Origin of the sequence: Streptomyces sp. NPDC058457, assembly GCF_042720695.1 — a bacterium.
Lineage (GTDB): Bacteria > Actinomycetota > Actinomycetes > Streptomycetales > Streptomycetaceae > Streptomyces.
In genome coordinates this window covers 41,581-67,005 of record NZ_JBHXLU010000066.1, presented here as the reverse complement: position 1 = coordinate 67,005, position 25,425 = coordinate 41,581, and the positions used below count along the sequence as shown (strand labels likewise).

The following is a 25,425-nucleotide window of genomic DNA, read 5'->3' as shown; positions in this document are numbered from 1 at the left end:
CTCCAGTTCCCGGCCGCTGCGCAGCTCGGTGGAGGGACGGTCGCAGTGCGGGCACCAGAAGAACGGCGGCATGCCCACCGCGAACTCCTCGGCGCACGGCTCGCACCAGGCCCGCGCGGTCACCTGCTCGACCACGAGCCGCGCGCCGGCGAGGGCGGTGCCGTCGCGGGCCATCTCGAAGGCGAAGTCCAGGGCGTCGGGGACGACCCCGGACAGTTCGCCGACCCGGACGGTCACCGCGGAGACGCTGTCCGCGCCGTCCGCCCGGGCCCACTCGTCGGCCTGCTCGACGATCGCGGTCGCGATCGACAGTTCGTGCACGTCCGGCTCACGGATACCGGTGACCGGCGCGCGGCCCGCCGACGATCCGCCAGATCTTCATCTCGCGCATCAAGGCGGGGAACTCGGTGACGAACAGCGCCAGGAACAGCGCGCCCACCACGGCGACCTCGGCGGTCAGCACGCGCTGGGCCGCCGTTCCGGTTCTCCTGCGTTGCATCTTCATAGCGGGCACTCCCTGCTCTGTGTCACGCGGGCGGGATGTTCGGCATGACGTCCAGCAGGACGTCGTGCTGCTTCCAGTCGATGCCGGTCGAGCGCCGCGCGTCGGCGGAGCCGTCCCGGTGGTGTCCCGTCTGGGTGGTGTACGGACCCTCGTTGCCCTGGTGGATGCCGGGCACGTGGGACGGTGTGTCGGGCCGGGCCTGGGGTCGGCCGACTCGGATGCTGCCCATGGGGTTTCTCCTTCCTGTGTTGCCGTTCCTCGAAGCCGCTCGCCTCGCGCGACGGCCCGTCTCAGGGCCGCTCGGTGAGCTCCTCGAAGAAACGCTCCACGGCCGGCCACATCCGGCCGCCGCCGGACAGGCCGCGCCACTCCCGGCGGACCACGGCGAGCATGCGGAAGCAGTCGTCGACCGGGACGATCCAGTGGTGGTCCAGGCCGTGCACGGTGTTGACCAGCAGCGCCTCGACGTCGGGGGTCATGCCGGCCAGGGGCGGGCAGCCGGCGACCGCGCGCTGCCAGGCCGCCGCCGCCACCTCCCAGCGCATGGCCCCCGCCGGGCTCGGCCCCTCGGCGGTGACCGAGCCGTCGGCGCGCGGCACGAAGAAGACCAGGCCGACCGGGACCCCGAGGGCCGCCGTGTCGACCTTCGGGAGACGGACCCGGCGGGTCGGGATCAGCCGGAACTGGCCGTCGCCCGCGCCGGTGCCCTGCCGGGAGTCGGCGAACAGCACCGAGCAGGCACGGCAGGCACAGCGGACCTGGGCCTCACCGGTGTCGTACAGATGCGGATGGTTCCCGGCCAGCGGCTCGGCGCACAGGTCGCACACCTCCGCCCCGGCCGCCGGCTGCCGGTCGGCCGAGGAACGGATGAGGCGGGCCAGGGCTCCGCCGGCGGGTGTCCGGGTGGTCACCGGGCCTCCTGCGGCCGGCGCAGGGAGTCCAGGGGGACGAAGGCGGGCGCCGGGGCCTCGGGCACCGGCTGCACGTCGGCCAGCTCGGGGGCCGCGGCGAGCACCGCCTCCCGGACGGCGTCGGTCACCTCCGTGGTACCTCCGCCGCACCCCGAGCCGCAACCGCCGCCCGTGGCCAGCCGTACCCGGCCCACCTCGCCCTCCACCCCGGCCCACTCGACGTCGCCGCCGCGCTCCTGGACGGCGGGGCGCAGCCGCTCGACCGCGCGGGCGGCCCGGTGCTCGGGCGGGTCGGGGTGGATGTCGTGCAGGACCAGGAGGTGGTCGAGGAGTTCGTCGTCGGCGAGCTGCCGGACGGCCTCGGCGTCCGCGTGGTCGAGGACGCGGGCGAGCGCCTCGCCGTAGACCTCGGTCAGCAGCCGCACCGCCTCGACGGCCGAGCCGCCGGTCGGCCCGGGAGCGGACTCCAGGCTCTCCAGCAGCCCGTCGAGCCGGGCCAGCCGGGCCTCGACCGCCGGGCCGTCGAGCCGTCCGCCGTCAGCCATGACTCGCCCCGTACGTCGGCGAGTGGGTGACGCTCAGGGTCTTGCCCTTGCCCGTGTACATGTGGACACCGCACGGCAGACAGGGGTCGAAACTGCGCACCGTGCGCATGATGTCGACGCCCTTGAAGTCGTCCGGGCCGTTCTCCTCGAAGATCGGCTGGCCCATGACGGCGTCCTCGTACGGGCCGGGGGTGCCGAACTTGTCGCGGGGGCTGGCGTTCCACGGGGTCGGCGGGTACGGGTGGTAGTTGGCGATCTTCTTGTCCTTGATCACCAGGTGGTGCGAGAGGACCCCGCGCACGGCCTCGTGGAAGCCGCAGCCGATCGCCTCGTCCGGCACCTCGAAGTCCTCGAAGACCTTGGTGTCGCCTGACCGGACCAGGCCCATCGCCTCGTCCAGGAACTGCAGGGCCATGGCGGCCGCGTAGGCCACGAAGTACGGCCGGGCACGGTCGCGTTCGAGGGTGTTGGACCACTTCGGGATCTTCCACTCCAGCGTGGTCTCCGGCAGGCTCGCACCCTTGGGCAGCGAGATCCGCACACTGTGGCCGGTGGCCTTGATGTACGGCGTGTCGACGATGCCGCTCAGTGCCGTCGACCAGAGCCGGGCCAGCGGGCCGCCGCCGGTGTCCAGGGCGAGGTGGTCGCCGGTGCGCTGGTCGAACCAGCGCGGGCTCATCACCCAGCTGTAGTTGCCCTCGAAGTCCCGCTTCTGCGGCACCGGCAGGGTCGTCTGGTTCCACGGGTGGCGCATGTCCACGGGGTTGCCGAGCGGGTCGTGGGTGACGAACGGGTCCTCGTTGACCCAGTCCTCGTAGAACGAGCTGCCCAGCATGATCCTGAGGCCCAGGTTGATGTCGACCAGGTTGTTGGTGACCAGCTCGCCGTCGACCACGATGCCCGGGGTGACGTACATCGCCTTGCCCCAGCGGTTCATGTTCTCGTACTTGTAGTCGACGACCTTCGGGTCCTGCCAGGCACCCCAGCAGCCGAGCATGATGCGGCGCTTGCCGACCTCCTCGTAGCCGGGCAGCGCCTCGTAGAAGAAGTCGAAGACGTCGTCGTTCATGGCGACGGCCTTCTTCACGAAGTCGATGACGTGCATCAGCCGGCTGAGGTAGTCGGTGAACGCGGTCGGCGACGGCATGGTGCCGACACCGCCCGGATACAGCGTGGAGGGGTGCACATGGCGGCCCTCCATCAGGCAGAACATCTCGCGGGTGGTCCGGGAGACCTTCAGGGCTTCCTTGTAGACCTCGCCCTCGAAGGGGTTGAAGGCCTTCATGATGTCCGCGATGGTCCGGTAGCCGTGGATGTCACCGCGCGGGGCGTTGGTCTTCTGCGCGCGGGCCAGGACGCTCGGGTTGGTGGCCTTGACCATCTGCTCGCAGAAGTCCACGAAGACCAGGTTGTCCTGGAAGATCGTGTGGTCGAACATGTACTCGGCCGCTTCGCCGAGGTTCACGATGTGCTCGGCCAGCGGCGGCGGCTTCACGCCGTACGCCATCTGCTGGGCGTAGTCGGAGCACGTGGTGTGGTTGTCGCCGCAGATGCCGCAGATGCGGGAGGTGATGAACCCGGCGTCGCGCGGGTCCTTCCCCTTCATGAAGACGGAGTAGCCGCGGAAGAGGGAGGAGGTGCTGTGACACTCCACCACCTCCTTGTTGGCGAAGTCGATCTTCGTGTAGATGCCCAGGTTTCCGATGATCCGGGTGATCGGATCCCAGGACATGTCCACGATCTGCGCGGGCTTGCGCCCTTTCTGCCGGGCCTCTGTTGTCATCAGCGTCGCTGACCTTTGCTGTGGGGGGACTTGGGGGTCGGGAGGGCGCCGGTGCGTCAGGGGCGCCAGCGCGGGGCGTAGCCGCTGGTGAGCTTGCGCTTGTTGTGACGCCACTTCGGCTCGTGGTTGACCAGCTCGTTGGTGAAGCCGCGCAGCCTGCGGATGACCGCCCCGTACGGCTTGATCGCGAGCGAGGAGAGGGTGCCGCCGGGCGGCTCGTCCATGAACGGCATGAACGCGTCCGGGAAGCCCGGCATGGTGCAGCCGATGCAGATGCCGCCGACGTTCGGACAGCCGCCGATGCCGGCCATCCAGCCCCGCTTGGGCACGTTGCAGTTCACGACCGGACCCCAGCAGCCCGTCTTGACCAGGCACTTGGGCGAGTTGTAGTCCGCCGCGAAGGTCGCCTGCTCGTAGTAGGCCGCGCGGTCGCAGCCCTCGTGGACGGTGCGGCCGAACAGCCACTGCGGCCGCAGCATGTGGTCCAGCGGCGGCGGGGGAGCGGTGCCGGCGGCGTGGTAGAGCACCCAGACCAGCGTCTCCATGAAGTTCTCCGGCTGGACCGGGCAGCCCGGGATGTTCACCACCGGCAGCCCGCCCTGGGACTTGAACTCCCAGCCCAGGTAGTCCGCGAGGCCCATGGCGCCGGTCGGGTTGCCGGCCATCGCGTGGATGCCGCCGAAGGCGGCGCAGGTGCCGACGGCCACCACTGCCCAGGCCCGGGGCGCCAGTTCGTCGATCCAGTCGTTGAGGGTCTGCGGCTGGCCGGTCTCCGGGTCGTTGCCGAAGGACGTCCAGTAGCCGTCGCCCTCGATGATGTTCTGGTTGGGGATCGATCCCTCGATGACGAGGATGAACGGCTCCAGTTCGCCCCGCGCGGCCGCCCGGTACGGCGCGAGGAAGTCCTCGCCGCCCAGGCTCGGCGAGAGCACCTTGTTGACCAGGTTGACCTTCGGCATCCCCGGGATCAGGCCCAGGACCAGGTCCTCGATGGAGGGCTGGTCGGCGGCCGTCACGGAGACGGTGTCGCCGTCGCAGCTCATGCCCTCGGAGATCCAGAGGATGGTGATCTCGTCGAACCCCTGGTGTTCGCCGTCGGCTCGGCCGGGTTCGGCGGCGACGGCCGCGGTGCCGTTCTTGCTGGTGCTCATGCGCTAGGCCTCCGATGGAGTGGGCCCCGGGGACGGCTCGGCAGCCGCCGCTGGATCCGGGACGTCGGTGCCCCCGAGCGGCTCGACTTCGTCGGGCCGGAAGTAGTGGAAACGGCCGTACCAGCCGTGCAGTTCGGCCGCCGGATCGTCGTCCACGGTGACGGCGAGATGGGTGCTGCCGTCCACGTCGTGGAAGACGGCGGCCACGGTCGCGGTCCGGCCGGCCAGGAACATGTCCTGGGCGTCGGCGCCCCTGCCCCGCGGGCACAGCCGCACCGGGCTGCCGCCGCCGACCCGCACACCGTCGACCAGCACGGTGTCGGTGGCCGGGGAGAGCCCGTCGTCGCCGCCCTCCTGCCACCAGGCGGGCCGCTCTGCGGGGAAGTCCTCTCCGACGGGGCCTGGGCCGATGGGCGGTGCGCCGAGGGAGCCCTTGCCGACGGTGGATGCGCCGTTGGGGCCTCGGCCGACGGTGGGTGCGCCGTTGGGGCCTCCGCCGACGGAGGCTTCGCCGATGGAGCCCTCGCTGCCGATGGCTTCGCCGGTCGGGCTGAGTGAGCGGATGGCACCGTGCAGGCGCTCGAAGACCTCCGGCGGCATGGTGTCGACCCGGTCGAGGATCTCGGCGGCCCGTGGGTCGGTGGCGCGGGCCTCCCGCTTCTCCTCGTCCGTCAGCAGCATGGTGCGCAGGGTCAGGATCTCGTCGATCTCACCGGCGTCGTGCAGATCACCCGGGCTCTCCGGCGCCACCTGCGGATGGTCGGGAAGGATGATCGGCGAGGAGAGCAGCAGGGCGGACGCCGAGCCGTCCTCGGGAGCGGTGGCGGGGGGAGCGCCGCCGAGCACCGGGAAGGTGAAGTCGTTGCGGCAGTTCCGGGCGGCCTCCTGGAGGGCGGGGCCCGGGTCGATCAGGGAGACGAACTCCGCGCCCTCGACGCCGAGGAGGGTGTGGGTGGCGATGAGCGCGTGCCGCAGGGCCCGGTCACGCGGGGCGCTCGGATCCCCCATGTGCCCTTCGTTCGCGGTGCGCACCCGGAGCCGGAAGAAGTCCTCGCCGAGCCGCTCGGCCACGAGGACGGTCCTGGCCCGCACCTCCGCCCGGCGCCGTACGATCCGCCCGGCGCCCAAGGGCAGCTCCTCGGTGTCGGTACCGGCCGGGGAGCCCACCGGAAACCCGTGCTCGCCGTCGTCCAGCGCCACCGTGAACTCGGCCTCGCGCGCCACCGCCTCCTCGAAGGTCAGCTGCACGGTCCCGTCGGCGCAGCCCAGCGACTCGACCGGCCGCCCGCCGCCGTCCTCGACCTGCTTGTGCTGCACCTGCAGGTACCGCACCCGCAGCCGTACGACCGCATCCGGCCGGCGCACCCGCACCAGGCACTCCGTCTGCTGGTACCAGGAGTCCGCCGAGCCCGACACACCCGGACTGACCGGACCGTCGGCCTCCACCCAGTCCCGGGGGAAGAGGACCCCGAACTGCCAGCGGGCACGGTTCTTCGGCGAGGACCGCCGATAGGGGTAGAGCAGATAGCCCTCGTAGAGCACGGCGTCGGCGACGGCACTCATCTGCTCGAAGGTCGGTACGGGGCGGCCGGAGCCGTCCACCGGGGCAGTGCGGGGCGCTCTACCGTCGACCAGTCCCTCGGCCATGCAGCCTCCTCGGATCCGTGCGCGCGCCCATACCTTCCACCACGGTCACATCGGTCACGCCCGCTCGCCTCTTCTGGCCGAGCGGCGTTGGGCCGGACGGGGGTGGGGGTGGTGCCTGGGCGTACGCCGGATCAGCGGGCCGAGGGGCCGGTCAGGGCGCGACGAAAAGGGCGGGGAAGCGAGGCCCGAGCCAGGGCTTGCGGCCGAAGGCGAGTACCTGACCCCGGGCCATCGCCAGCCACGGGTTGCGGCGGCCGAGGGCGATGAGCAGGAAGGCGACCGGATCGATGAGGATCGTGCAGTCCGGGCGGTCCTGCGGTTCCGGCGCCACCTGGACGGCACCGTCGGCGAGGGTGACGCCGAAGGCGCTGTCGGCTCCGCGCAGCCGGATCGTGTAGCGGGCGGTCAGACCGGCGGTGGCCGAGCCGTCCGCCACGGCCGGCATCACCGACAGCATGAAGGGCATGCACCACGCGACCCGCTCGGCGTCGATCATGTGCGGGCGCCGCAGCGCCCGGGCGAGGTCGTAGCCGTGGCCGAGCATGTGGGTGAGCAGGTAGGAGGCGAGGACGGACCGGTCCATCGGGCCGAGCGGGGTCACCGGCGCCGGGCCGTCGGCCGTCGCGGCCAGCGCGTCGGCGCAGCGCTCCGCCTGCTCGGTGATCATCGCCGCGAGCGGCGCCGCCCGGCGCTCCCCGAACGCGGCCAGCGACTCGGCGTTGGCCGCCGCCAGGCTCTGCGGGGTGCCGTCCCCGTACGGGCGTGCCCGGCCCTGGGCGAGGTCGGCCATCAGCTCGTTGGCCAGCGCCAGATGGGCCGCCGCCTCGCCGACCGTCCACCGCGATCCCGGTACGGCGCCACTCGTGTCGGCGACGCCGTCGAGTACGGCCGTGATGTCGGCGCTGGTCTGCCGTATCGCCTGCCCGAGCCCTGTGGGCAGCGCCCCGCGGGCACCCTGCCGTGCCGACTGATCCACGCTGGTCACCCCTGTTCTGTCGCGCGGTACCCAATCAGACGCACGGGCACACCACAACCCCCGCGGCGATCACCGCGCCCCGAGCCCCCGCAGGAAGGTGTCGACGACGGTGTCGGCGGCCTGGGCCGCGTTGAGCTCGGGCAACTGCTGGGACGCCAGATGGGTGAGCTGCGGCAGCAGCGAACTCGCCCAGGCGAGGGGCAGGTCGTCGCGGAGCAGCCCCTCGTCGGTGGCCCGCCGCAGGAAGTCGTCGACCTTCCGGACCAGGGCGTCGCGCCGCTCACGGATCGCGTCGTCGGCCTTCAGCCGGGTGAGCTCCACGGGCCACCTGCGATTGACGCCGATGATCTCCTCGACGTACCGGTGCAGCGCCACGGCGACCGGGGCCTCCCGGAGCCTGGCGTGCTCCACGGCCCGCTCGACCGCGTCGTACCGCGCCTCGTAGATGGCCGCCAGCAGCTCCTCGCGGGATGCGAACCGCCGATAGACGGTACGCCGGTCGACACCGGCCTCGGCGGCGATCGCGGCGATGCTCGCGCCCGGGTCGGCGGCGAGCATACGGGCCCCGGTCGTCAGGACGGCTTCCAGATTGCGTGCTGCGTCAGCTCTCACGCGCAGAGCATAGCCGGGGATGTGAAACCTGTCGCATCTACTGACTCATCACTGCGGCCTATCCAAAATTAACTGCTACATTGATGAGACAGTTCAAGGCGGACGGCAAGGCCGGTTCGCCCGAATCCCCGGGAGAGGGCACATGATCACTTACGACCGTCTCTACATCGCGGGCTCCTGGACGGCGCCCAGCGATCCGGAACCGCTCGACATCCGCTCGCCGCACGACCAGGCGGTCATCGGCCGGGCCGCCCAGGCCCGGCCCGCCGACGTCGACCGCGCCGTGGCCGCCGCGCGAGCCGCCTTCGACGAGGGGCCCTGGCCGCGGACGACCCCGGCCGAGCGCATCGCCGCCGTACGGCGGCTGAACGCCCTGCGCGAGGCCGACGCCGAGCGAATCGCCGACCTCATCTCGGCCGAGAACGGCTCGGCCCGCTGGTTCACCCGGGCCGGTCAGCCGGGGCTCACCCGGCAGGCCGAGGCCTACCTCAGGGCGGCGGAGGGGTTCGGCTGGGAGGAGACGCTGGAGTCCGCCACTGCGGTCCGGACCGTGGTGCGCCGCGAGCCCGTCGGTGTCGTGGCCGCCGTCATCCCCTGGAACTCCCCGTTCTCGGCGGCCATGGCGAAGATCATCCCCGCGCTGCTGGCCGGGAACGCGGTCGTCCTGAAGGTGTCGCCGGAGAACTCGCTGAGCATGGGGCTGCTCGCGGAGCTGCTGGAGCGGACCGGGTTGCCGGAAGGCGTGATCAGCGTGCTCCCCGCGGACCGCGAGACCAGCGAGTACCTTGTCTCGCACCACGACATCGACAAGGTCGCGTTCACCGGCTCGACCCGGGCCGGCCGCAGGATCGCCGCCATCGCGGGCGAGCAGCTGAAGCGGGTCAGCCTGGAGCTGGGCGGCAAGTCGGCCGCGATCATCCTGCCGGACGCCGACGTCGACCGGGCGGTGCAGGGACTGAAGTTCGCCTCTCTCCTCAACAACGGCGAGTCGTGCATCGCGCAGACCCGCGTTCTCGCGCCGCGCGGCCGGTACGAGGAGGTCGTCACGGCCCTCAAGGACCTCGTGGAGTCGCTCAGGGTCGGCGACCCGGCCGACCCCGACACCTTCATCGGCCCGATGGTCCGCCGGGACCAGCAGCAGCGCGTGCGCGACTACATCGAACTCGGCATCGAGGAGGGCGCCCGACTCGTCACCGGCGGCCTGAATATCCCGCCGGGGCTGGAGAACGGCAACTACGTCACCCCGACCGTGTTCGCCGACGTCGACAACTCCCTGCGGATCGCCCGGGAGGAGATCTTCGGCCCGGTCCTCGTGGTCATCGCCTACGACGACGAGGACGACGCCGTACGGATCGCCAACGACTCCGAGTACGGCCTCTCGGGCGGCGTGTGGTCCGCCGACGAGACCCACGCCCTCGCAGTCGCCCGCCGACTGCGCACCGGCACGGTCACCGTCAACGGCGCACCCATCTCCTTCGACGGCCCGTTCGGCGGCCACAAGGCCAGCGGCATCGGCCGCGAGTACGGCGCGGCAGGACTGGCCCAGTACGTCGAGTACAAGTCGGTGACGCTGCCGGCATCAGGGGCCTGACTTGGAACGCCGCTGACCTGGGTCAACTCCCTGACACCCCGTCAGCAGTTCCCGCGAGTTCCCTGGATTTCCCGGGAATTCCCGTCCGGGTGTGCACTGGATGTGCACTGGGGGCGGGGAGGGCGGAGGCCGGGTGACCAGGAGGGAAGAGCCCGGCGAGCACCCGATTTCTCGCCCGGCGTTCGACATGGAGGCGTGGGTGCGGCCGCTGTGTGCGCTGGTTGTGGCAGGAGTCGCGGCTTATGCGTCTTATGTTCATCAGCGGTCGTTCGCCTTGCAGGGTGGCGCGGACCGGGTGAGTGCGTCGTTGTGGCCCTTGTCGGTGGACGGGCTACTGCTGTTGGCCACGCTGGGCCTGTTGAAGCAGGAGAACGGTGTCGGCCGTCGCGCCAAGTGGGCAGTCTGGCCGCCTTGTTGCTGTCGGTGGAACTCCTGGTCCACCGGACAGGTGGTCGTCCTCTGGACGGGGAAGAGCGGTGGCTTGACCGAGATGGGGCGGAGGCGGGCGGGGTGGAACTGGATGAGGATCCGCTGCTGGCGCGAGCGAGGAAGCTCGATCTCCAGCATCGGGAGCTGCATCAGCGGCCGGCTTCGGCAGAGACGCTGCGCAAGGAGCTACACATCGGAGCGAGGAAATCGAGGGTGTTGGCTGCGCGGATGCGTGGTCGGCTGGAAGAGGGTGCGGTCGGAGAGGGAGCCGGGGTTGGATGACGGCACGTTTTGCTCTGTGGGTGGGAGAGAGAGGACTGCCCTTTGCTCGACGCCCGTCGCATGGAGCCAAACCCTCAGCGGAATTGAGTTCGCAGTGTTGTCATTCCCTGCGTCCTACGAGTCCGGGTTCGGCAGGACAATTGCAGCGATTTGGCGGCGGGTGAGGTCAATTCAGTCCTCTGCTTGCTGGTCAGGCGTGATGCGTGCTCATCCGGTGAGACCGAGTGCGCGTAGGGCGTCGGCGGGATGGTTGCGGTAGTGGTCGTGGGCGGCGGCGTTGTTCCTCCACCCGGCGAGGTGGGCGAGGCTGATCGCCAGGCTGCGGAAGGTTGCGAGTGCCCGGGGCAGGCTGCCGGTGCGGGCGCGGCAGGCGTCCTCGCCGAAGGTCACGTCGCGGACGAAGTGCTGTGCCTCGATGGCCCACTGGCCGCGGACGCAGCGGGCGAGGACGGCGGTGTCGGCAACGTCGAGTGGGGCAGTGGTGATGCCGAGTTCGGCGTCCGTGTGGATCTTTCCGTCACCGCGTCCGGTGGTGTATCGCTCGACGGGCAGGGCCCGGGTGGCGTGCGGGAAGTTCACCTGCCCCGGTGTGAGGGGCTGCGCGCGCACGATGCGGATCTCGTGGCGGCCTGAGTTGGTCTCCTGTGTGCGGTGCACGGTGATGTGCGAGTTGGTGGTCTCGTCCCAGTCGAGGGTGTCCAACTGGCCGAACGGGGTGGAGCGGTTCTCCTTGACGGGGAAGAGGCCGAAGGCGCCGCGGCGGTGAAGGTAGTGGGCGTGACCGGCGACGGTGTGCAGGGCATCGGCGGTGATGATCGCGCCGGTGATGTCGGCGATCAGGTCGAGAGCGGCGGTGAAGTGCACCGTCTCGTGCGGTTTGTGGCGCATCTCCTGCTGGGCGAGCATCACAGCCGGGTCGACCTGGTAGACGCCGAGCAGGTGCAGCTGCAGGCCCTCGCTGTCGCGGGCGCCGCGCACGGTCTTGACGTCCGTTGCCAGCTGCAGCACGGGGGGGTCTCCGGCGATGTCGGCCAGCGGGTCGGCGGTGTGGGCCTGCACGAACGCACCGACGGCGGCGTCCAACGCGTCGGCGTCCACCCGGGCCGGCGCGCGGGTGAGGGTGGTGGCCACCGGCAGTCTGTCCGGGGCGCCGTCGGGGACTTCGAGGGCAGCGAGGGTGCCCGCGCCCTGGCCGCTCGCCCAGCGGACCACGCCGCGGACCGAGCGCACCCCGCACAACAGGGCGCAGGCGACCAGGCCGAGCAGCGTCGGCAAGGGGTGAACGACCAGGTGCGCCGTGCGCGGATCTGGGACGGTACGGACCGCGTCCAGCAGCGAAGGAAGCGCCTCGGGTGTGCACAACTCCTCGGCAGCGAGGCCGTGTTGCTCGGCGAGTTGGCGGGACGTGGGCAGGGTCGGGCAGGATGCCATGCGGGCACGGCCTTCACGATCATGCTGAGTGTAATCAACGTGATCAAGGACAGTCGCACCCTTCGACGTTCACCCGGCTCCCTGTCCAAGATCGGACACCTGGGCGACGACCTCGGCGCCTATCGTGTTGGGGGTGAGCGACGCCAGCGGAATCGAGACGGCCACCGATGTGCCACAACAGGTTCCGCTCCGGCGCAACAAGGGCTTCCGGATGCTGTGGATCGGGCAGCTGCTGTCCGATACCGGCACGCAGATCAGCGGGATCGCCTACCCGCTGCTCATCCTGGCCCTGACCCACTCGGTGGTGCTCGCCGGGGTGGTGGGCACGGTGCGGGCCATTACCGTGCTGTGCCTGCAGCTGCCCGCCGGGGCGCTGTCGGACCGGTTCGACCGGCCGCTGACGATGATCATCTGCGACATCACGCGGACCGTGCTGCTGGCTCTGCTCGGCATCCTGATCGTGCTGGATCTCGCGTCCTGGCAGGTGGTCCTGGTCGTGAGCCTGATCGAGGGGGCTGCCGGTGCCATCTTCGACCCGTCCGCCGCCGCCGCGCTGCCGGGAATCGTGCCGGACGGGCAGCTGGAGCAGGCGTGGGCCGCCACCGAAGGCCGGACGTACGGTGCCAGCCTGGCCGGCCCGGCGCTCGGCGGGGTGCTGTTCGGGATGGGCCGGGCCGTCCCGTTCCTGGCCGACGCCGTCTCCTTCGCGGTCTCGTTCGGCACGGTGAGCCGGATCCGCGGGCGGTTCCGCCCGGAGAGCGCGGGCGGGCGCAAGGCGTTGTGGCGCGAGGTGACCGATGGCCTGCGGGTCGTCTGGCAGGTGCCCATTCTGCGAGCGACGGTGATCCAGACGCCCCTGCTGAACTTCGCCTTCAGCGGCGTGATCTTCAGCATCACCCTCGCGATGCGACAGGGCGGTACCTCCACCGCGGTGATCGGTCTGGTGCAGGCAGCCATCGCGGCCGGCGGGCTGCTCGGCGCGGTGGTCGCACCCCGGCTGCAAGGGCGCATGCGCCTGGCAACCCTGGCCACCACGATCACCCTGGCCGGGGCCCTGCTGTTCGGCGCTGCGGCCTTGCTCATCCCGTCACCGCTGGTGGCGGCGCCGGTCGCCCTGGCGCTGCTGCTCGCGCCGGCCGCGAACGCCGCGCTGGTTGCCGCGGTGCTGCGCAGCGCGCCGGAGGACATGCGCGGCCGAGTCATCAGCACCGTGATGATGGCGGCCACCGCGCTGGCAACGCTGGCGCCGCTGATCGCCGGCCTGATCATCCAGCACGCGTCGGGCGCCTGGGCGGTAGGCGTCTTCGCCGCCACGACTGCCGTCGCGGCCGTCCTGTGCCTGACCCTGCCAGGTTTTCGACAGGCGGAGTCCCCGGCGGCCGCACCGGGCTGAGTGGCTGAACGAACAGGCCGCCTGGGGCGGTGCCCAGCCTTCGGGCAAGGACTGAACCCGCGTCCTCGCATTCGCGCCGAGCACGCATCACACCTGACTTGCTGGAGGTGCACGGCAGATTCTTCGTCTGCTGGTGGTACACGACTTGCATGGCTCTGACCAGTACGAATGCGGGCTTTGAAGCAGGGGTGGTGGGCTCTGGCCCGTGTATGGTCCGGAACTTGGTCCTGAACTGGGCGAGGTGGGAGTCGGAGATGGCCTCGCTCAAGACGGGGCGTGATGCTCGAAGTCGGGAGGACGAAGAGATCTTCTTCAAGTCGTTTACCTGGTGGCGCTGACCTGCGGCGATGCTGCTAGGAACGCCTCTGGCCTAGGCCGATCCGTCTTTCTGGGCCTTTCGCGCTCGTGCCCGGTTACGCAGTCGATTCTCCCCACGTGCTCCCCAGCGCCGCTCATACTCCCCAGATTCTCCCCAGGGAATGGCCCCGAGCGGGGTCGGTGGGGCGTGCCAGGGAAGCTGCTCCGGTGAGTCCGATGATCACAGGCGGTTGCTGCCGAGGGTTGCGACGAAAGCCGTCGGCAGCCGCTGCCGCCTGGCACGGCGCCAGCCGGTTGCCCGAGCGGTGGCCGGCTTCCAGGGCGCGGCGATGATGGAGTTGGCGGGCGCGGTCGACGAGGTTCTGCTCGGGCTCGGTGACGGCGTGAACCGGGTTGAGCGCAAGAGCTACCGGGCGTATCAGCGGCTGCGGAACTTCGCCTGCCTGTGTCCGCCGCAGCGCAGCAAGCTGCTGGTCTACCTGAAGGCCGACCCGAAGGACGTCGACCTCGTTCCGGGCTTCACCCGGGACGTGTCCGGGCTCGGTCACCACGGGACGGGCGACCTGGAGGTCCAGCTCCGTACGCCGAGAGACGTGGAGCGGGCGCAGGATCTGTTCTGGGCGAGCTATGCGGCGGCGTGATCGGATGCCGCCGCCCGTCTCGTGGCGGGCTGCGCTTCGTGCTGTGTCTGCGGTCGTGGGCGGGGCCTTTCGACGGTCGGGCAGGGGGTGGCGGTGGACTGTCTATGGTCTGCGGGATCGCCGGTTCGGCCAACCGGCGATCCCTCGTTACGTTGCCCTGCTCGGGGAGGCCGATGATCAGCGTGAACGGCTGACGGGTCGGCCGGCCGTGACCGCCGGAGCTGCCGGCGTACTGGCGGCGAGGCGGGTCTTGTGCTCGCGGCCCGGCTGGGCCTGGCGCGTGCCGGTCTCGTGGGCGAGGGATTCGGAGAGATCGGTCGGCAGCCAACGCGGGGTGTGCGGGGACGCGGTGATGGCCCAGGTGGGCCGGTCCGGACCGGGTGCGGCCCAGACGGGCCAGGTGGCCAGGTGGCCAGGTTCTGATCCGGGTGCTGTGCGGTGAAGGCGTCGAACTGGACGCCAGCGTCCTCGTCGGGGGATGTCCGGCGGAGCCATCGCCCGTCCACGGTGTGCTTCCATCCGGCGTCGGAGAGCGGCTGGGTGGCTGTGGTGACCTTCTTCTCGTCCACCGGGGCGCCGATGGCGGTGTCCCAGCCGTTGCCGTCAGCGAGGTGGGTGAGCAGATCCTGCAGCACCGGGGCGGGGGTGGCGCCGGTCGCGGTGAGGACCCACATGCGGTCGGAGACGGGTGTCTCGTAGGCGGCTACGGTCCAGGCGGTCTCGTGGGCGGGGGTTTCGTGGACGCGCTCGATGCGCAGGGTCTGCGACTCGTGGACGGCGTGGGTCGTGTCATCCGACCGGGTCCGTTCCCTGTCAAGTTCTGCGTGTTGAGGTGCTGTTGGACTGCGCCGCCGGCCCATGGCTTTGGCGGCGGTTCGTGACCCACTTGGCAATCCGGGCTGGGGCCACCGGTGTTGACGGCAGGGGGTGTGAGGGAGTTTTGGCTCCAGCGTCGACTCTGCTACTCAATTCGGCCGGGCAGCAGAATCCGGCTGGGGAGACCGTAGTCATCGCCTCGGCATCGCGGTCGCGGTCCTTGCGGCGGAGGCATCTCGGAATTGCGCAGCAGAGCCACCGCGTACAGCAAAACATCGATGCGGACAGGGACACCAGGAAGAAGAACCGGACGGAATACCGGAAGTTTTACCGGAACAAACCAAGAGCGCGAGCCCCACGCTCCTGGTCACGCGCCACCGACCGCGATCAGACTGCGGGATCCTTGGGCATATTTCGGTCGGAACGCGCAAATCAAAGGGTGACCACGGCTGAAGGACCGAAGTTGACGCCAGGATTCGGCGCAGGGTAAGACTCCTGACGATTCGAGGGATTGACGTTGAGGGGCAGTTATGTGGTTGCTATTCGTGCTATTGCCGCTAGCCGGCCTGCTGGCCGTCGATATCGGCGCCTTCTTGTGGTGGGCACGCCGGAGTCAGCTGCTGAACAGCGGCGTGCCCACGACCGGCGAGGTCGTGCGGATCAACATCACGGTGACCCATCACGTCGACACGGCCACGCGGTTGAGCTCCTCCTCCACCACGATTCGCCCGGTGGTGCGCTTCACCACGCAGACCGGTGAGCTGATCACCGCCTCACCGATGCGCAGCGCGGTCGACAAACTCCTGATCCCCGGCGATCCGGTCAGGATCCGCTACAGCGCGGGGAACCCGATGCGCTGCGTGGTGGACCAACGCGGCGCCAAGCAGGGCACCGTGCCCATGCTGGCAGGCCTGGTCTTCTTGAACATCTTCCTGATCGGCTTCGCCTCCATGGGCGGGCGCATCGCCGGGGAGTTGCAGAGCGACGACCAGCCGCCTACACCACCGCCCATCGCCCAGGGGCTCGGCCAGCCGGCCGGTTCCGGGACCGGAAGCCGGACGACGTCCCCCACACCGCTCCCCGCCGCGACGGCCACCGGCGCGTGGTCCGCCGCCGACGGCGCCCTGACCGTGACCGTCGTCAAGGTCGTCAACGCCGGCGGGAACGTCAGTCTGACGGTCAGCGCGCACGACGGCGCCGCCGCATCGGTGACCCTGCCGATCTTTTCCAACTTCACCGCGACCGATGGTCAAGGCAACTCCTACACGGCACACCCGCTCGCACCGATCAGTGTGCCGGCCGGCGGCACCGTCTCCGACACGCTGACGCTGGATCAGACCGTCCCGACATCGGCGCGGAGCCTGAAGGTCGCGTGGACCCATGTCTTCTCCCAAGATCCGGCACTGAACGGCTCGATCACCGTCACGGGAGTTCCGCTGCCACATCACTCAGGTTGAACGTACGTCCAGCAGTCCGAGGCACCGGGCGAGAAAGGAGGCCTGGTGCACCGGATGCCAGCTCGGCGCAGCCGGCCTGGGCACCGACGATCTCACCTGTTCTGGTCCCGGGTGTGGATGGTCGACGTCGTCACGGTTGATCTGGTCCCGCTCACTCGCGTCGGTCACTCGGTACACGAGCGACCACGTCGTCTCGCAGCTGACAGGCGCGGCTCACAGTCCTACCCGAGGTCCACATGACAGTCGGCATCACCACCAACGGCCTTCGGCCGAATGGGCGACGGACGCCATCGGACCGAACCACAAGATCAACAACAAGCGGCTTTTCGGGCCTACCACGATCTCTCAGAGGGCCCTTGAGGTAATCACGGGCTCCGGTCGGCGCGAGGCCGGGACGGCAATGCCGTTACAGCGACTCCGGGTTGGGACAGCGCTTCACGCAGTTGCCGGTTCTCCACGGTCAACTGGTGGCGGCGTCTCTTGCAGGATGCGGTCCATGGCCGCGCGGATGCGGTCGCGTCCGTCGGGTGCGGGGCTCATGCGGTTCCGTCCTGGAGGGTGATGCGGGTGCGGTGGTGGGCGTCGGCGAGGTCGCGCAGGCGTTCGGCGTTGCCGTGTAGCCGCTCGCCGAGCGGGCCGGGTACGTGGGCTGCCCGCTGATCGAGTGCGGTGGCGCGGTGCTGGAGGCCAGCGGCGTGCTGATCGGTACGGGCGATGTTCGTGCAGGTGGGGACGGACTGGTCGGGGCTGGGGGTGTCCTTGATGTCGCGGTGGCGGCGGCCTTGTGGGGGAGTTCTGCGAACGGCTGGGCGGAGCCCACACGGACGCCGTCCCGGCCATGCCCGACACCGTCCGGAGTGATGACGGTCGTGGAAGACCTCCTGCGGGGCTTGGGAGCCGAGTCCCTTCACCAGCCGGCGCTCTTCGGGTTCTCCACGAGGAGGGGCTGCTCGACACCTCACAAGCAGAACATCGACACGGACACGAGTACCGGGAAGAAGCAGGGGACGGACTACCGGAAGATCCACCGGAGCGAAACGGGAGCGTGAGCCAGAAGCCCACACCTCCGGCGACGTCCGGTTCCAGGCTCCCCGGCGACCGTGACATCCAGGTCCTGGGCAAGCCGGCTGGGGGTGTGGCGGGAAGCCCGCTCTCGAGCCCCACGGTACCTACCGGGCGTGGCCGGCTCCCGCCAGGCGTGCCAGTTCCGACCGGTTGGTCACCCCCAGCTTGCGGCCCACTCGCTCCACCAGGCCGGTCACGTCCTGCGTAGTCAGCAGCAGGGCCTGGGCGACCTGACGGTCGCTGTAGTCGGCGCCTACCAGCTCCAGCACCCGGTGCTCGGTCAGCGACAGACTCGGGGCGACTGCCGACGCGGCTCTCGGGCGCACCCCCAGTTCGGTCAGCGCCCGGCGTACCCGGCCGGACAGGAGGAGACTGCCGCAGGCATCGGCGAGGTCCAGCGCCTGGGTGAGAACCTGGCCGCTCTGGTGGGTCTCTCCTCTGCGCGACAGCGCGACGCCCAGCTCGTACCGGGTCCGGGCCAGTTCCAGGCGGGCCGGAGACCGCTCCAGTATGGCGGTGGCCTCGCGCAGGAGGGCCTCCCCTTCGGGGCCGCCCATGACGACCCCCAGGCAGCGCGACGCCAGGCCGATCACCCGCTCGGTGCCCCAGCGGTGGGCCAGCTCCAGTTCCTCGGTGGCCAGTTGAAGCGCGTCGGTCCGCTGTCCGAGCGCCAGGTGCAGCAGCGCCGCCCGCGACCGCCAGGGCGCCCCGGTCAGGTTCGTGACCCGCGTCCGCTTCTCCTGCGCACCGTACTCCAGCAGGACCGTGAGGGCGGCGGCCCGATTGCCCCGCGCGGCGTACACGCGGCTGCGTGCGAGGAGCATCGGTCCCTGCCACACCCAGCCGCCCCGGTCGGTGCCGGCGTCCGGCACCAGCAGCCGTGCGGCCGAGGCCAGGTCGCCCCGCTCGATCAGCGATTCGCCCACCTGGGCCATCAGCGCCAGCCGTGCCCGCGGCTCCAGGCCCTCGCCGTCCGTGACGGCGGGATGTCCGAAGTCCGCCGTGAGCGCCAGCTGTTGGCCGCGGCGCGCGCGGACCCTGAGCTGCCATATCATCGCCGTCGACACCATGAGGAACACGCCCCACCGCGCACCGATGTCGGCGATCTGCTCGAACCGGGCGGCCGCGTCGTCGAGACGGTCCGTGGTCAGGAAGACCGTCCCGGCCAGACTCACGAGCATCTGCGACTGGTCCATGGCTGCCAACCCGCCGCGCAGAGCCCGGTCCAGAAGGCTGTTGGCGACCTCGGCGCCGGCATCCCCGGCGACGGCCGAGGCGGCCAACGCGGCCAGGACCGCGCACTCACCCGGGGTGTCACCGGCCAGCTTGTAATCCCACAGCCGGCCGGCGAGTTGCCGGGCCGCGGGGAGAGTGGACAGCTGGTCATAGCCGATCAGGAGCATCTGGGCCTGCAGAAACCATGACACCTCACGGGCCGCCCCGGTGCCGTCGTCGGCTTGCCGCAGGTCCTCCACCGCGCGGGCGAGCACCTCGACGGCATCCGCGTGCTCATGCCCGAGGAACAGCGCGTTGGCGAGTAGATAGGCCGCCTGAGCGCGGGAGTACGGGTCCGTCAACACCGCGGATGCCTGCGTCAGATGATGCCGCGCGGCACCGACATCGAGCTGCAACTCGTCGCCGCCCAACTCCAGCAGCAGTGGGCCGCGTTCTTTGCCGGACATCGGCTCCCGCAGGGCACGGCGCAGATAGGCCGCGGTGACCTCCGGGGCGCCTCGGCCACGCGTGGCCCGCGCCGCCTGCCGCAGGGCTTCGACCCGCCAGGGCTCACCGCTCGGTTCGGCCAGCAGCAGGTGGGCGGCCACCAGATCACCGGCCGCCCCCTCGCGCCGCAGTAGTTCGGCCGCCCGCGCGTGTCCGGCGGCCAGCTCCACCGGTCCGACGACGGTCTCGGCGATCGCAGCACGGATCAGGGGATGATCGAACCGCACCGGCTCACCAGGTGCCAGCACACCGATCCGCCGCAACCGGCGCCCGTGCTCACGGGCCTGCGCCTCGCCCAACTCCGACAGTTCGGCCGCCAGATGCCAGTCAGTTCCGTCCCCCAGCACCACCAGGGCCTCGGCCAGCCGCCGGGTCGGCTCGGGCTGGCCGATCAGCCGCTTGACCACGGTGTCCGCCAGGATCCGGCCGCGGAACTCCTCGACCAGCCGTGCTCGGTCATCGACGGGCCTGACACTCTTGTCGGCAAGGGTGCGGAGCAACTCGCGCAGCAGCAGGGGGTTGCCCTGGGTCGCCTCGGCGCAGGCGGCGACGAACCGCGGTTCGGCGTCCTGGCCCAGACTCGCCCGCACCAGCCCCGCCACGCTGTCGACGCCCAGCGCCGGCAACCCGACCCGCACGCAGTGCGGCTGGGCGGCGATTCGCTCCAGCAGCGGTTCGGCCCCGGTCCCGCTGTCCGGCCGTGCCGTCAGCACCAGCAGCAACGGCAGACCGCGCAGACGTCGCGCCAGGTACTCCAGCCACCGTACGGACGGGCCGTCCGCCCAGTGCGCGTCGTCGACCACCAGAGCGATCGGCCCGTCGTCCGTGACATGCACCATCAGCCAGTACAGGCTGTGCAGCAGGCCCTGAGACGCCTCCGACGACAGGCCTCCGGCGTCACCGAGTCCAGCCACCCGCAGGGCGTGCGACGCCGGCTCCGCCGGACCCGAGAGCAGCCGCTCCCGCCCGGCCCGACCGGCACGGGCCAGCAGCGGCTCGGCCAACTGCCGCAGTACCGAGAAGGCGAAGTCCTGCTCCAGCTCCGCCCCGCTGCCCCGCACCACCCTGATCCCACGCGGCTGCTCGGCCTCCGCCCAGGCGTTCACCAGGGAGGTCTTCCCCATCCCCGCGCCCGCCCGCACCAGCACCACCGCACCCCGACCGGCCCGGGCCTCACCGGCCGCGCGGTCAAGTACCGCCAGTTGACGGCGACGATCGAGCAGACCCGATTCGGTGGCGCCGTCATCGGCCGGAGGACCGCCCTGCCGACCAGAACGGTCGGCGGCAAGCAGCGCGACGGCGTCGGCGTCGGTCAGTCCCAACGCCGTCACCAGCAGCTCCAGCGTGCGGCGCTGCGGCCGCTGCCGACGGCCCCGCTCCAGATCCCTGATCGACCTGGCCGTCAGCCCGGCGGCCTGGGCGAGCTCCTCCTGTGTCAGCCCTGAAGCCCGGCGCAGATCCCGCAACTTCTCACCGAAGGTCATCACACGCCCCCACAGCCAGCCCAGAACGCCGACCACCGAGAAGACGTGACGGTATGTCGTCGTGCCAATAGTGATCATCAACGTCTGGGCAGAACCCTACCGGGGGACCACGAGGCCTGCGAGCACGACGTCCGGTGTCCAGGATCCACTAGAGGTGTTTGGTGAACTTTCCCTCTCTGTATGCCAGTTGCTCTCGCAGGTCAGACCGGCCTCGCCCAAGGCGTCGATGATGCGGTGAGTGCGGGCCGCCTTGATGTCGTTCCCGGTTCCGGGCAGTGCGGCGTAGGCCCGCAGCAGGCGGCCGAACGGGTCGGCGAGGGCTTGGACATGCATGCCGTGCTTGCGGTGCCTGCCCGAGTGGAAGGGCCGGCCGGTGGCGATCCGGTCACTGGGCAGCCGGGTGTCGTCCAGGATCACGAACGCCTCGGATGCCGCGCGATCGAGGGCCTGTTGAAGTGTGGGAACCAGCGTGGCCAGGGGGCCCACGGCCTCGCGGACGCAGCGGTGGACCGTGGCCACACCCTTGCCGGAGGAGGCCGCGAGCCGGGTGCGGGTGTCCCCGGCTCGCCGGGGGAGGATCTGCCTGAGACGTACGGTTCGTGGAAGGGCGTGGACAACCGGCTGCGGGCGTGGGCGATCGACGGCATGTGGCAGACGGTGTTCACCGTCCTGACGGCGCAGGCCGACGCGCGATCTCGACGTGTCTCCCTCAGTGGCCTCGGCCTCGGCGGAGTATTTCCTCGAGTGCCCCGCCATCGAGGTGGAGCTCCCCTGAGGCGGTCCGGAGGATGACCAGGAGAGGAAGAAGTTCCCGCTCTGTCTTCGGCGTTCCGGTCCCGAAGTGCGCTTACCCTCCGTGATGCTCGGCGTCTGCCTTTGATGCTGATGCCCCAAGTTTCGGCAAGACCGTTGGCCCGCGGCGGGGAGAACCGGCCGACATGGAGTACATCTCGTTCTCCCCGGATTCTCCCCAGCGGCTTTGGCGGCCCTTCTGGCGACCACCTCGGCTCCCTCGCGGCCCCGGCGTCGGTCCTCAGCAGCCGGTTGCTCAGAGCCAGTCCTTGCGCTTGAAAATTCTCCCCAGGGAACGGCCCCGCGCGTGGTCGGTGGGGCGTGCCAGAGAAGCTGCTCCGGCGGATCAAGTGATCGCAGAAAGTTACTGCCGAGGGGCGGGGCAGAAAGCCGTCGGCAGTTGCTGCCACCCGTTTTGCGTGCCCCGCTATGACCACCGGAAGATACTGGTCCACTTGGCGGCGCACCATTCGTCAGGGCAGCAGGTGAATGGCCAGGACGGAGCCGTCCTGGTGTATCGAGACGGGACCGTCCCACTTCTCGTCCCACGTGTCCGAAGGCCACGCGGAGCGCAGAGCGTAGACATCTCCGCGGTACTGCTCCAGGCGGCCGTGGCTCAGGTGGCCGAAGAGATCGGCGTGGACTCCGGAGAATGCCTCCACGCGTGTTCCATTGAGTCGGAAGATGTGGTCGGTGCCGACGAACGGGATGCCGAGCAGACTGTATTTGACGTCCTGGACGCTGTCGGTGGCCGCGTGGGCGATGCCGGCAGAAAAGCGGCGGCATCCCTGGCGGGTAGTGAGGTACGGGGTGGTGGAGTTCCCGTCGCCGGCGAAGGCGGTGAGCCCCGCGGCGGATGTGCGTGCGAGGACTCGCTGGAACCACCCGGTGATTTCCTCGGTGACGTGAATGCCGGGTTCCGCGGACGGCCCTTTGCCATTTTCGGCCGGTGGGTGAATGCCTGGAGGCCATGCCTCGTCCTGGAGCAGTGTGTTCAGGCTCCCGAGCGGGGTAGTGCTTGTACCGGACAGCCAGCCGTCCGAGCCTTCGGCCTTGAGAGCGTGCACGGTGAGCGCCTCATCCAGCGGCAGCCGCGTACTGAAGACCAGGCCGGGAGTCTCGTCGTAGGCGCCGACGTGGACTCCCTCTATGTAGGCAGAGGCGTCAGCGAGTTGGCCGTAGGAGGTGGTCGCCGTGCCATGGTTTCCGCGGGAGACGATAGGAAAGATCCGCGAGGGCTCTCCTGGTTTCCAGATCTCGCCGAAGTACTGCGGGCGGTACCGGTAGCCCACCGTGGCGCCCTTGTCCTTGCTGTTCGGGGCCCAACCCGCGCGGAGGGCTGTGTCCGAGGGAACGACTGAGAACCGCGAGCGAGAGCCCTGGCTGGGCGGGGTGCCTGAGGCGGGTAAAGCGAGAACGCTGGTCACACGCCGTCTGGCCGCACACGATCGTCACGACTGCACTATGCCACCTGCGACGGCCGCGCCCCTCGACGGTGCTGTCCTGCCCACGACGGCACCGTGGAACCTGTCATTGGTCGGAACCCGGAACATAGGCACGAGCACAGGCCGCCGCCGACAGGGCCGCTCGTAAACGCGGCCGTGACCGCCTAGAGGCGTGTGCCCTACTGGATGGACGGCGACTCAACCGGGCGCTGGACATGCCGCGCCACCGACGCCGGTACGCAAGGGTCACCCCGGCGGTATGGATGAGCGGGCGCGAGTCGCCCTTTGGCTCAAAGAACGGGAACAGCAGGACCAGGGCCGTCCCAGCATCATGCGGGCGACGTCGTCGCGGGTACGCCCCGTCGGCCGATCGGGTCTGGCTCGATCACGGACATCAGGGTCTCGGCGCCCAGCTCGGCCCCGGCCGCGGCGAGGCAGGCCCGGGCGTCGCCGTCGTCTACGACGTACACGACCGCCTTGCCGTCAGGATCACGCCGGGCGGCAGGCTCGTCGCGCGCTGCCTGCGATCACCTCACTCGCACTGCAGTGCCAGGTGTGATGCCACCTTCGCCGAACGCGTCCACCGCCACCCAGTACTGTGCGTCAGAATTGAGCGAGCGCAGGTCGAGCGAGGTCCGCTCGTGTATCAGCCAGCTGTGGTAGAGCTTCTCCGGATGGCGGCCGTAACGGATGTTGTAGCCGGTGGCTCCGGTGACGGCGTCCCACTCGATCCTGGCGGTGCGCCCGTCTGTCCGGCTGGCCTTGGCGCGGACAGAGCGCGGAGCCGCGCCGTCACCGATCCCGAAGACCCGTACACCGCTGACCGCGAAGACACCGTCGAACGGCATACGGCCACTGGTGATCCGGACGAATCGGGCGCGAAGGGGGGAATCGAGCACGATGAACGCGTGTGGAGCATCGGTGTCCGCTCCCCGGGAGTCGCGCAGGACAGTCCACTGCTGCCCGTCCTGAGAGATCTCCACCACCGTCTCCGCCGGCTGGTGGCTGGGAAGGATGCCGCGCCAGATGTGGTCGTTCCAGTCTGCGCCTTCGCAGCCCAGGGGGACCACGTCGCCCAGTCCGTGATCCGCCAGGTTGACCTGCACCGCGTGTACGGTCTTGCACGCGCCGAGGTCGACGGTCAGGGATTCGCCAGGCTCGCGGCCGGCCGCCGCCCACCAGGTGCGGATGTCCTCGTCGACCGCCGACGCCGGGGTGTGGCCAGGGGCTGAGGACGAGGCTGTCGCATGCGCCTTGTAGGACAGCAGCATCCAGGCCGGCGGCGTCCACGGGTCGAAGGGGCCGTCGGGGACGGTGAAGGGGTAGTCGGCGAAGTTCTGGTTGCAGAACAGCACGCCGTCCTGGTCGAATCCGGCAGGGAAGATCCCGATACGCCGCTCGAAGTCGTCGTTCACCGAGATGCGCATGGTCGCCGCGTGCCACCAGTTTCCGTGACGGTCCTGGAAGGTGCTCCCATGGCCTGCCCCGGTGATGAAACCGCCGGGTGTCGACGAGAACGGGCTGTCGAGCGAGTACTCGAACGGGCCCAGAGGAGATGAGGCCGTGTAATACCCGTCGGCGTAGGTGTTGAGTTGCGTGCCGGGGGCCGCGTACTGCAGATAGTAGGTTCCGTCGTGCTTGGTCATCCACGCGCCCTCGATATACGGGTTGCCGTCGAGCCGGGCGAGGAGTTCCTCCTGACCGGGGGGCGTCGGTGTGGCGCCGTAGTCCTCGCCGACCTGTTCCCAGCCGTGGGCCGCGGCGTCGGCCCGGATCAGCGGTACTGGTTGGCCGACAGCCTCGAGGGTGTCCGAGAGGCGCACCCCGTAGAGGGGGGTGTGGTTGTCACAGCCCCAGTAGAGGTAGACGGCGCCGTCGTCGTCCTGGAACAGGTTCGGGTCCCAGAAGGGGAAGGTGCCTGGCGTGACCTCGACGAAGTCGTCGGCCAACGGGTCCACGCTGCGGAAGAAGGGGCAGTTGTCCTTTCTCCTGGACGCGCTGATGTACAGGGCTCCATCGACCTCCCGGACATCCGGAGCGTAGTCCAGGGCGGGCAGCTTGGAGGTCGCGCGGTACTCCCACCGCAGTAGATCCTCCGAGTGCCAGAACCCGGCCGACATCGACGCGAACATATAGAAGTGGCCTTGGTACAGCACGATGGAGGGGTCCGCGGCCTCCCGGTGGACGGAGCGCCGCGGCTCACTGCTCTTCGTGCGGTCGGCGCTGCTGGAGGTGCGGATGTCCTGGTAGCGGTAAGCGAGGTCGAGGGGATTGCAGATCACACGTCGGGCGGAGTGCATCAGTCGGTCTCCGGGGTCGGTGGGCAGAGAATGGTGAATCCGGCCCGGCGTGGGTGACGTCGGTTCGGGCCTGCTTGTACGGCCTGGTGGCCGCGCGGGGCCCGGAAGACAGCGCGCGCCGGGTCGGGC

The 25,425-nt window shown here is 70.2% G+C and carries 22 protein-coding genes and 2 pseudogenes; 6 read left to right on the top strand and 18 right to left on the bottom strand.

The features are described from left to right. From hypA to ACFWPS_RS37650, 10 genes are all read right to left on the bottom strand, one after another. On the bottom strand, window positions 1–321 hold a 321-nt coding region (hypA, locus tag ACFWPS_RS37695), incomplete at its 3' end, for a hydrogenase maturation nickel metallochaperone HypA (RefSeq protein WP_383713955.1). A 7-nt stretch (window positions 322–328) separates the two neighbouring features. After that, window positions 329–505, bottom strand: a complete 177-nt coding sequence (locus ACFWPS_RS37690; RefSeq protein ID WP_383713952.1) for a hypothetical protein — start codon at window positions 503–505, stop codon at window positions 329–331. A 22-nt stretch (window positions 506–527) separates the two neighbouring features. Then, window positions 528–734: a hypothetical protein gene (locus ACFWPS_RS37685; protein WP_383713949.1), complete on the bottom strand. Its 207-nt coding sequence runs from the start codon at window positions 732–734 to the stop codon at window positions 528–530. Window positions 735–795: 61 nt separating this feature from the next. Beyond that, window positions 796–1,416, bottom strand: coding sequence for a DUF5947 family protein (locus ACFWPS_RS37680; protein WP_383713946.1), 621 nt, complete (start codon window positions 1,414–1,416; stop codon window positions 796–798). Further along, a complete protein-coding gene (locus ACFWPS_RS37675) occupies window positions 1,413–1,961 on the bottom strand; it encodes a NifU family protein (protein ID WP_383713944.1) in 549 nt (182 codons plus the stop codon). The genes ACFWPS_RS37680 and ACFWPS_RS37675 overlap by 4 nt, the downstream gene beginning before the upstream one ends. Continuing rightward, window positions 1,954–3,747, bottom strand: coding sequence for a nickel-dependent hydrogenase large subunit (locus tag ACFWPS_RS37670; protein WP_383713963.1), 1,794 nt, complete (start codon window positions 3,745–3,747; stop codon window positions 1,954–1,956). The genes ACFWPS_RS37675 and ACFWPS_RS37670 overlap by 8 nt, the downstream gene beginning before the upstream one ends. Before the next feature lie 53 nt (window positions 3,748–3,800). Beyond that, window positions 3,801–4,895: a hydrogenase expression protein HypE gene (locus ACFWPS_RS37665; RefSeq protein WP_383713941.1), complete on the bottom strand. Its 1,095-nt coding sequence runs from the start codon at window positions 4,893–4,895 to the stop codon at window positions 3,801–3,803. 3 nt (window positions 4,896–4,898) lie between these two features. Further along, window positions 4,899–6,542: a hypothetical protein gene (locus ACFWPS_RS37660; protein WP_383713939.1), complete on the bottom strand. Its 1,644-nt coding sequence runs from the start codon at window positions 6,540–6,542 to the stop codon at window positions 4,899–4,901. Window positions 6,543–6,693: 151 nt separating this feature from the next. Next, entirely contained in the window at window positions 6,694–7,518 is an 825-nt protein-coding gene (locus tag ACFWPS_RS37655; RefSeq protein ID WP_383713960.1) for a maleylpyruvate isomerase family mycothiol-dependent enzyme, read from the bottom strand. A 69-nt stretch (window positions 7,519–7,587) separates the two neighbouring features. Next, a complete protein-coding gene (locus ACFWPS_RS37650) occupies window positions 7,588–8,076 on the bottom strand; it encodes a TetR/AcrR family transcriptional regulator (RefSeq protein WP_383713958.1) in 489 nt (162 codons plus the stop codon). Window positions 8,077–8,272: 196 nt separating this feature from the next. Between ACFWPS_RS37650 and ACFWPS_RS37645 the strand changes: the two genes are divergently transcribed. Continuing rightward, window positions 8,273–9,721, top strand: coding sequence for an aldehyde dehydrogenase (locus ACFWPS_RS37645; RefSeq protein ID WP_383713937.1), 1,449 nt, complete (start codon window positions 8,273–8,275; stop codon window positions 9,719–9,721). A 100-nt stretch (window positions 9,722–9,821) separates the two neighbouring features. Next, window positions 9,822–10,691, top strand: a complete 870-nt coding sequence (locus ACFWPS_RS37640) for a DUF2637 domain-containing protein (RefSeq protein WP_383713935.1) — start codon at window positions 9,822–9,824, stop codon at window positions 10,689–10,691. On the opposite strand, the gene ACFWPS_RS37635 is transcribed toward ACFWPS_RS37640, so the two are convergent. Next, a complete protein-coding gene (locus ACFWPS_RS37635; RefSeq protein ID WP_383713934.1) occupies window positions 10,640–11,863 on the bottom strand; it encodes an ISAs1 family transposase in 1,224 nt (407 codons plus the stop codon). The genes ACFWPS_RS37640 and ACFWPS_RS37635 overlap by 52 nt on opposite strands. A 133-nt stretch (window positions 11,864–11,996) precedes the next feature. Here ACFWPS_RS37635 and ACFWPS_RS37630 point away from each other — a divergent pair, with 133 nt between their 5' ends. Next, window positions 11,997–13,256, top strand: coding sequence for an MFS transporter (locus ACFWPS_RS37630; RefSeq protein ID WP_383713931.1), 1,260 nt, complete (start codon window positions 11,997–11,999; stop codon window positions 13,254–13,256). A 590-nt stretch (window positions 13,257–13,846) separates the two neighbouring features. Further along, window positions 13,847–14,215 (top strand): annotated as a pseudogene (locus tag ACFWPS_RS37625) (DUF5655 domain-containing protein); the annotation flags it as partial. A gap of 177 nt (window positions 14,216–14,392) precedes the next feature. Here ACFWPS_RS37625 and ACFWPS_RS37620 read toward each other — a convergent pair. Continuing rightward, window positions 14,393–14,710, bottom strand: a complete 318-nt coding sequence (locus tag ACFWPS_RS37620) for a DUF317 domain-containing protein (RefSeq protein ID WP_383713928.1) — start codon at window positions 14,708–14,710, stop codon at window positions 14,393–14,395. 158 nt (window positions 14,711–14,868) lie between these two features. Beyond that, window positions 14,869–15,075, bottom strand: a pseudogene (locus tag ACFWPS_RS37615) (DUF317 domain-containing protein); the annotation flags it as partial. Between the two features lie 501 nt (window positions 15,076–15,576). Here ACFWPS_RS37615 and ACFWPS_RS37610 point away from each other — a divergent pair. Next, complete coding sequence (locus tag ACFWPS_RS37610; protein ID WP_383713925.1) at window positions 15,577–16,488, top strand: DUF3592 domain-containing protein; 912 nt, start codon at window positions 15,577–15,579, stop codon at window positions 16,486–16,488. A gap of 860 nt (window positions 16,489–17,348) precedes the next feature. Further along, window positions 17,349–17,537 carry a hypothetical protein gene (locus ACFWPS_RS37605; protein ID WP_383713923.1) on the top strand — a complete coding sequence of 63 codons (189 nt, stop codon included), beginning with the start codon at window positions 17,349–17,351 and terminating at the stop codon, window positions 17,535–17,537. 120 nt (window positions 17,538–17,657) lie between these two features. Here ACFWPS_RS37605 and ACFWPS_RS37600 read toward each other — a convergent pair whose 3' ends face one another. The 5 genes from ACFWPS_RS37600 to ACFWPS_RS37580 form a co-directional block, all read right to left on the bottom strand. Continuing rightward, window positions 17,658–20,837, bottom strand: coding sequence for an ATP-binding protein (locus tag ACFWPS_RS37600; RefSeq protein ID WP_383713920.1), 3,180 nt, complete (start codon window positions 20,835–20,837; stop codon window positions 17,658–17,660). An 18-nt stretch (window positions 20,838–20,855) separates the two neighbouring features. Then, window positions 20,856–21,278 carry a transposase gene (locus ACFWPS_RS37595; RefSeq protein WP_383713918.1) on the bottom strand — a complete coding sequence of 141 codons (423 nt, stop codon included), beginning with the start codon at window positions 21,276–21,278 and terminating at the stop codon, window positions 20,856–20,858. A 746-nt stretch (window positions 21,279–22,024) separates the two neighbouring features. Further along, a complete protein-coding gene (locus tag ACFWPS_RS37590) occupies window positions 22,025–22,843 on the bottom strand; it encodes a hypothetical protein (protein ID WP_383713917.1) in 819 nt (272 codons plus the stop codon). 482 nt (window positions 22,844–23,325) lie between these two features. Continuing rightward, window positions 23,326–23,466, bottom strand: coding sequence for a hypothetical protein (locus tag ACFWPS_RS37585; protein ID WP_383713914.1), 141 nt, complete (start codon window positions 23,464–23,466; stop codon window positions 23,326–23,328). A gap of 57 nt (window positions 23,467–23,523) precedes the next feature. After that, entirely contained in the window at window positions 23,524–25,296 is a 1,773-nt protein-coding gene (locus ACFWPS_RS37580) for a family 43 glycosylhydrolase (protein ID WP_383713912.1), read from the bottom strand. Between the last annotated feature and the right edge of the window lie 129 nt (window positions 25,297–25,425).